Raw genomic sequence first — 7,439 nt, forward strand, 5'->3', positions numbered from 1 at the left:
AATAGTGGCACTGAGTTTGTTTCACTTCAATGAAACGATTTCAACTCACGATGGATGCTTCCTAAACTATTGAAATATAAGCGGAAAGCAAAGAAAGTATAGACTTTCACGAGAATTGAAAGAAAATTTAGAGTTGGCATGAAACTTGCAATTACTACTAAGTGTCACTATAGAAAGGGGAATCATAAAAGAAAGTTAAGCAAAATATAGCGATATTGTAAAAAAATTAGCGAATTAAAATATTAATCACTCAATGGAGGAATGAAAATGAAAGAACAAAACTTAATTATGTTGTCAGGATCTGTACGGTCAATTGCCCTTGTAGGAGCGAATCATCGATTTGCAACCCAAATTATGTTAGAGAATCTATTTCACTTTGGTTTTGAAGGAGAGATCTTTTTAGTCAATCCAAGATATGAGAGTCTTAATGGAATGAAATGTTATGACTCTTTACTTGACATCGGTAAGCAAATTGATATGGTTGCAGGACTTGTAAATCCACAAATGATGATTGACGTTACTAAACAAGCGGTAAATGTGGGAGCTAAAGTCCTTTTTATTCCAGGCGGGGGTTATGGTGAAAGTGGCTTACACGGGAAGGCGATTGAGGAAATTGTTCTTAAAGAAGCCTCCAAGACGGGGATGCGTGTCATTGGACCAAATTGTATGGGATATGTTGATTTGCATAATGGCTTTACTCCATACATTGGGACTTTAAATAGACCGAAGCGTCCGATTCAAAAAGGACAAGTATCCATAATTTCACAGAGTGGATCAGTGCTCGATGCGTTCGTTGCATCACGCATTGGTTTAAGTAAAATTTATTCGACGGGTAACGAAGTAGAACTGAAGATGTGTAATTACATTAGTTTGCTTGCGAAGGATCCAAAAACTTCAGTTATTATTTTATATATTGAAGCAGTGAGAGATCATGAGGAGTTTTTGAAAGCGCTTAATTTGTGTGCTGAATATAAAAAACCAGTCATTGCAATCAAAGTTGGTAAGACGAAAAAGGCATCCGCTATGGCCAACGCGCATTCGGGAGCACTAGCAGGTGATTATAAAGTTGAAAAATTAGTCCTCGAAGAGCATGGCGTTATATTTGTTTCTGATATTGATGAAGCAGTTGCAACTGCACAATTATTTTCACAGCCGTACGCACCTACTAACAACACGGTATATTCTTTTGCAGTATCCGGAGGACAAGCGGGAATGACACTTGATTTAGCAGGAGAGTATGGAGTTGATTTTCCAGAGTTCTCTGATGTTGTTAAACAGGAATTCAAGAATAAACTGCCTGAACTCATACCTTTATCTAATCCGCTAGATACTTGGGGGAAAAGCTCGAAAGAGTTTTCAGAAGTATCAAAAATATGTTTAGAAGCACTAGCAACAGGCTCTGATGCAGGTATTATCGCTGTTGCCATTGATGCACCGGATGGGCAAGGTGATCATGAATTTGACTTTACAGGAACCCCAGCAAGGTGTCTAGCGGCATTACGAGAAAAAACGGATAAACCACTCGTTTATTTCAGTCATATTCAAGAAGATTTTGATCCACGTGTATTGGCTATTTTAGATGAAGCAGGTATTCCGGCAATACGTGGTAGTCGAAATGCACTTGTAGCGTGCCGTGCAATGTTTCAATACAGAGATTTCTTAGAAAAGAAGGAACAATCACCAATTTATTCGGTGAACAAGAAAGTATTTGAGTATCAGCCGACTTTACTTGATGACGATGATGGACGTAAACTTCTTCAACAATATGGATTTCATGCACCTACTGAGAAAGTGGTTAATACATTGCAAGAGTCTATACAAACTTCAGAAGAAATTGGTTATCCTGTCGTATTAAAAGCGCAAGGATTAGCACATAAGTCGGATGTTGGTGGAGTAGCGTTAAATCTTCGAAATGCTGAAGAGTTAACAAAAGCATGGAACAGTATGCAAAAGCTAAACTCTCCATACTATTTAATTCAAGAGATGATTCACGATGGATTTGAAACTATACTTTCTTATAAAACAGACGCTCATTATGGTCCGGTAGTCATATTTGGAATAGGTGGAATCTATACCGAGATGATCAAAGAAGTAGTGGTTGCCATTCCACCTATATCTCAAGAAAAAGCGAAGGAAATGATTCGTGAAATACCTATGCTATGGAAAAGTATACAAGGCTATCGTGGGAAGGAAACACTTGATTTTGAGGGTCTTGTTAATGCAATTGTAAAAATGGGTGAGATGGCCGAAAGTAACTATGAGGAAATAGTAGAATTTGAAATTAATCCGTTAATTGTCCGATCAACAGGAGCTGGAGTAAAAGCACTTGATGTTCTTGCATCTGTTCGGAAAACTATTAATGAAGAAATATCGGTTTAACCTTTTATATGTTTATTGAAATGGTAAGTAACAAGGTAATTAACAGGAGATAGTAATTGAAGAGTGTTCTTCTAATTCTTTTACTACAGTTAATATATGTCCCAATGTTTACAATCCGCACCATATTTATCGTGAAACAATTACGAATACAGGCAGCTGTACTAGGCCTTTTCGAAGCATTAGTATATGTTTTTGGATTTAGTGTTGGTATTTTAGTGGGGACAAAAATCGAACATAAACTATCAATTGGTTATTCGTCTATATTTGTTAATCTTCCTACAAAAAATCAAATATTAATAGATAAATTGCGATAGGAAGGATATGGGGTTACGATTTTTGTAGGAGAAGGAAGAGTCGAAAGAATTAATAATGAAAAGTGAAGAATACTACTAAATATAAAGATTACTTACATTATACGTTATCAAAATTACTTGGATGTATAACTATATGACAATATAGTTATACATCGTGTTTAAGGGCACTTCAAAAGGAGGAGATATTTAATTATGAAACCGTTACAGGGCATTAAGGTAGTTGATTTCACACAATCGCATGGTGGCTCTGCGACAACAATGTATCTAGCGGACTTTGGGGCAGAAGTAATTAAAATAGAAAGGCGAGAATATGGTGATCCAGCTAGGAGTTGGCCACCATTTAAAGAAAGTAGTAGCGCATACTTTTCTCTTTTGAACAGAGGGAAGAAAAGTATAACTTTGGATTTGAGAAAAGAGGAAGGAGTAGAAGTTATTAGGAAATTGGTAATGGAATCTGATATTATTGTTGAAAATTTTAAAGCGGGAACAATGGAAAGTTACGGATTAGGATATGAAGATATAAAAAAGATAAATCCTAAAATCATTTACGCGCAATTGACGGGATTTGGTAGCACTGGACCACTAAAAGATTATCCAGCATATGATATTGTTGTTCAAGCAATGAGTGGAATAATGGATGTCACCGGATTTAGTGATGGACCGCCTACAAAAATGGGTCCACCCGTTGGAGATTATTTTAGTGCTGTCTATCTAACAGCAGGAATTAATATGGCTTTATTTAATAGAGAAAGAACAGGAATTGGCCAAAAAGTGGAACTAGGTATGGTAGACGCCTTGGTATCAGCTTTAGAGGATAAGATCGCACATTATTCTGTAGCAAACGTCATGCCTAGTAGGGTTGGAAATGCACATCCAATGATTGCACCTTACGATACGTTAGAAACAAAAGATGGCTATGTATCTTTGGGTATTTCTACGGATAATCAGTGGGAGAATTTCTGTATGGCATTGGACATAAGTGAATTAGCAGTAGATAAGAGATACAACAGTAATGAAAAAAGAGGTGCTAACTATTTTACAAGTCTTAGAGTTATTATTGAAAGTATTACAAAAACATTAACTACATCAGAAATATTGCAGAAACTTGACCACTATCAAATACCAGCAGGGAAAGTGAATACAGTAGTAGAAGCTTTGGAACTACCACAAACAAAAGCACGAGATATGTTGGTGGAAATAACAGATAAGTCTTTAGGGAAGGTAAAAGTTCCTGGAATACACGTTAAATTACATGGAACACCAGGTTCTATTGACAAAGGAGCGCCTCTATTAGGATATCATACAGAAGAAGTGCTAGAGAGCATTGGATATTCACAAACCGATATTAGCGAATTGAGAGATAAAAAGATTATTTAATAAATAAATGAGGAAGGTGAAAGTATAGATGGGACCTCTTGAAGGAATTAAAGTAATAGATTTTACACAAGCATATAGTGGGAATTTTTGTACGATGCATTTGGCGGACTATGGTGCGGAAGTAATTAAGATTGAGCGGTATAGTTCTGGAGATCAGGCTAGAGAATGGGCACCAATAAAGAATGGACATAGTGCTTATTTTGCTACCGTTTGTAGAGGTAAGAAGAGTTTAGAAATAAACTTAAAGAGTGATGAAGGCAAGGAAGTTATTAAACAACTAGTAAAAGATGCTGATATTGTTACTGAAAATTTCAAAGTCGGTAGCTTAGATAGATTGGGTTTAGGATACGATGTTTTGAAAGGAATAAATTCAAGAATTATTTATGCATCAATTTCAGGGTTTGGATTAAATGGACCAATGAGTAAGTTCCCTGCTTATGATAATGTAGCGTCCGCGGCTAGTGGAATTATGTATACTTCCGGATTTGAAGGGGGACCGCCGTTAAAAACAGGGCCTGCTTTAGGGGATAGCTATCCAGGTGCTAGCTTGTTTATGGGTATTTGCATGGCATTATTTCATAGGGAAAAAACAGGTGAAGGTCAAAGAATAGACGTATCCATGTTTGATTCGTTATTTTCGCTCTTAGATTTTCCGATATTAGAATATGCAACTACAGGCAATATCCCAAAGAGATATGGAAATTCTGATCCAGGATGTGCACCTTATGATATATTTGAAGCAAAAGATGGATTTATATCTTTAGGAATTGCAAGTGATCGTTTATGGCTACAATTTTGTAATGTATTGGATAAACAAGAATGGATAGAAAACGCTAAATTCAAAACAAATGAAAATCGTGTTGCAAATTATCAAGAGTTAAAATTACAAATTGAAGAAATAACTAGGTCCTATAGAAAGGAGGAATTTCAAAACCTGCTTATTAGTAAAGGAATACCTTGTATTGCTGTCTCGACTGTACCAGAAATGATGGAAAATCCTCAGATTGTAGCTAGGAATATGGTTGTAGATATAGATGATCCTGGAGTTGGCATAATGAAAGCCCCGGGTATACCTATTAAATTTTCCGCAACGCCAGGAATAATCAAAAGTGGAGCACCGTTATTGGGATCTAGTACAGTCGAGGTTCTAGAGTCGATTGGCTATTCAGATGATGAAATAAAACAAATGAGAAGTTCAGGTGTAATTAATTATTTATAAACTAAGACTTACGAAAATAACAACTTGATTGATTAACAATCTATTCTTTTTATGTGATACATCTAATTTCATCGTCTTTTATAAATCTGACTTTTACAAATAAATATCCCGAAGTAAAAACAGTTAATCTATTTACATTACAAAATTAGCTGATTTGTTGTAAATGTATTAAGTTGTCTCGAAAATCAATCTTATAATCTACCCAAATTAATAATACTAGTTTCTATTCGCTTATTTTAAGAAGTTCTGTATTTCAAAATAACAAACATACGAGATAGGAATGATCATATGAAGGTTAGTAACGTTGCTACCAAAAAGAAAACTAGTATTGATAAGAAGTCTATATTAATATCAGTTTTAGGTTTGTCAATTATTATTGGGTACGTTCTAATAAATCCTAAGGAAGGTATGAACCTTTTTGTGGATGTGAGAAATACTATTAATGCGAAGTTAGGTGTCTTATTTCTTTGGACAGGTTTCTTATCTGTTATTCTATGTGGGTATCTAATTTTTTCAAAGTTCGGAAAGGTGAAGCTTGGTGCAGAAAAACCTGAATTCTCAAAGTTCACTTGGTGTGCAATGATGTTTTGCGGTGCTATGGGAGCTTCCCTACAATTCTGGTCTGTTATAGAATGGTCTTATTACTATGCTGATGCACCCCTTGGGATTGAATCTTATACATCTAAAGCGGCAGAGGCCGGACTTGGATATGCTCTTTTTCATTGGGGATTAACGCCATGGGCTTTTTATGCAGTTGGTACTGTATCAATGGCCTACTTATATTATGTTAAGAAAAGGCCTGGTTTAAGATGCTCAAATGTTCTTTTGGGGGTTTTTGGAGAAAAGCATACAAACGGTCTTTTAGGGAAAATTGTAGATATTAGTTTTATATTTACAGTAGTGATTGGTCTAGCATGCACCTTTGGTACAGGAGTTTATATGGTGAGTGATGGATGGGCACAAATATTAAACATCCAAAATACCATCGTACTTACTATTATAATTGTGTCTATTATCTCGCTTGTTTTCATAACCAGCTCTTATTTAGGGCTTGATAAAGGTCTTTCTAAAATTGCGGATGTGAATACCTATTACGCAATTTTGTTTGTTGTGGTTCTCTTTATTATAGGTCCAACCACTTTTATTCTTAATAATACAACAAACTCAATTGGGTTTATGGTAAATAATTTCGTTGAAATGAGTTTATGGACGGACCCAATCGATCAAAAAGGGTTTCCTGAGGCATGGACGATGTTTTATTGGGGTTTCTGGCTAGGAACAGCTCCTTTCTTTTGGATTTTTGCTACAAAGATCTCTAGAGGAAGAACTATTAAAGAACTTGTTTCTTGGATGCTTCTTGCCGGAATAACAGGAACACTTCTTTACTTTGGAGTCATTTCTAATTATGCGATTTCATATCAATTAGACGGCACATATAATATGGTGGAATCTGTAGCTACATTAGGTGCGGATAATGCTATTTCCACATTTCTTACAATGGTGCCGGGTGGCTTATTTATATTAATATCATGGACAATAGTAGCGTCATTATTCCTTGCTACATCAATGGATTCAGGAGCTTTTGCACTTGCAAGTAACACTCAGAGAAATTTAAAGTTAGGAGAAAGTCCGGCTAAAGGATTAAGATTGTTCTGGTGTATAGTTCTTACGGGTTTACCTATTGGTTTTATCATGTCAGGTGCACCGATAGAAGCATTTAAAGCAAGCGCCAATATTAGTGGTACACCTATATTATTAGTGTATTTGTTTGCAATAATTTCCTTGTTCAAGTGGTTTAAAGAAGACTATGGAAAAAAGAGTGCTCATGAAATTGAAGTGGAGTTCAGGGAGCCTAATGTACTGATAGATGTAGGTGTGCGAAATGTACAGGAAGAAGTAGCTGCGGCGCGTGAAGAGGATAAAATATAAAATAATTCAAAGTATTGATCCAGTAAACTGTGCACCGCGGAACTAAAACACTACTCTGAATAACGATAACTAAACAAACGTTCAAGAGTAAGCCCGAAATATAAAAAAGCACACTTATGTAGTGCGCATCACGAATAGCCCTTACATTCGAATTTTTTCTTCGAATGTAGGGCTAGTTTTGCTTTCCGCAAGAAAGCAAGATGTTTTTTGACCATGGCAGA

At 35.9% G+C, this 7,439-nt stretch carries 5 protein-coding genes; all 5 read left to right on the forward strand.

From position 1 onward, the window contains the following. Positions 1–267 precede the first annotated feature (267 nt). Entirely contained in the window at positions 268–2,379 is a 2,112-nt protein-coding gene (locus tag CSV79_RS11800) for an acetate--CoA ligase family protein (RefSeq protein ID WP_158232530.1), read from the forward strand. A 104-nt stretch (positions 2,380–2,483) separates the two neighbouring features. After that, positions 2,484–2,693 carry a DUF5698 domain-containing protein gene (locus tag CSV79_RS17120; RefSeq protein WP_233201429.1) on the forward strand — a complete coding sequence of 70 codons (210 nt, stop codon included), beginning with the start codon at positions 2,484–2,486 and terminating at the stop codon, positions 2,691–2,693. Between the two features lie 192 nt (positions 2,694–2,885). Continuing rightward, positions 2,886–4,070, forward strand: coding sequence for a CaiB/BaiF CoA transferase family protein (locus CSV79_RS11810; protein ID WP_099689261.1), 1,185 nt, complete (start codon positions 2,886–2,888; stop codon positions 4,068–4,070). 28 nt (positions 4,071–4,098) lie between these two features. After that, the gene (locus CSV79_RS11815; protein WP_099689262.1) at positions 4,099–5,289 is read left to right on the forward strand and encodes a CaiB/BaiF CoA transferase family protein; all 1,191 of its coding nucleotides are present in this window, start codon (positions 4,099–4,101) and stop codon (positions 5,287–5,289) included. Positions 5,290–5,577: 288 nt separating this feature from the next. Then, the gene (locus CSV79_RS11820) at positions 5,578–7,218 is read left to right on the forward strand and encodes a BCCT family transporter (RefSeq protein ID WP_099689263.1); all 1,641 of its coding nucleotides are present in this window, start codon (positions 5,578–5,580) and stop codon (positions 7,216–7,218) included. The last annotated feature ends 221 nt before the right edge of the window (positions 7,219–7,439 follow it).

The sequence above is a fragment of the Sporosarcina sp. P13 genome, from assembly GCF_002743055.1.
In the GTDB taxonomy this organism is placed as follows: domain Bacteria; phylum Bacillota; class Bacilli; order Bacillales_A; family Planococcaceae; genus Sporosarcina.

Bases quoted from the DNA above. Each gene is read 5' to 3' on its own strand.
- CSV79_RS17120 (WP_233201429.1), top strand. From the start codon at position 2,484: ATGTTTACAATCCGCACCATATTTATCGTGAAACAATTACGAATACAG.
- CSV79_RS11800 (WP_158232530.1), top strand. From the start codon at position 268: ATGAAAGAACAAAACTTAATTATGTTGTCAGGATCTGTACGGTCAATT.
- CSV79_RS11815 (WP_099689262.1), top strand. From the start codon at position 4,099: ATGGGACCTCTTGAAGGAATTAAAGTAATAGATTTTACACAAGCATAT.
- CSV79_RS11810 (WP_099689261.1), top strand. From the start codon at position 2,886: ATGAAACCGTTACAGGGCATTAAGGTAGTTGATTTCACACAATCGCAT.
- CSV79_RS11820 (WP_099689263.1), top strand. From the start codon at position 5,578: ATGAAGGTTAGTAACGTTGCTACCAAAAAGAAAACTAGTATTGATAAG.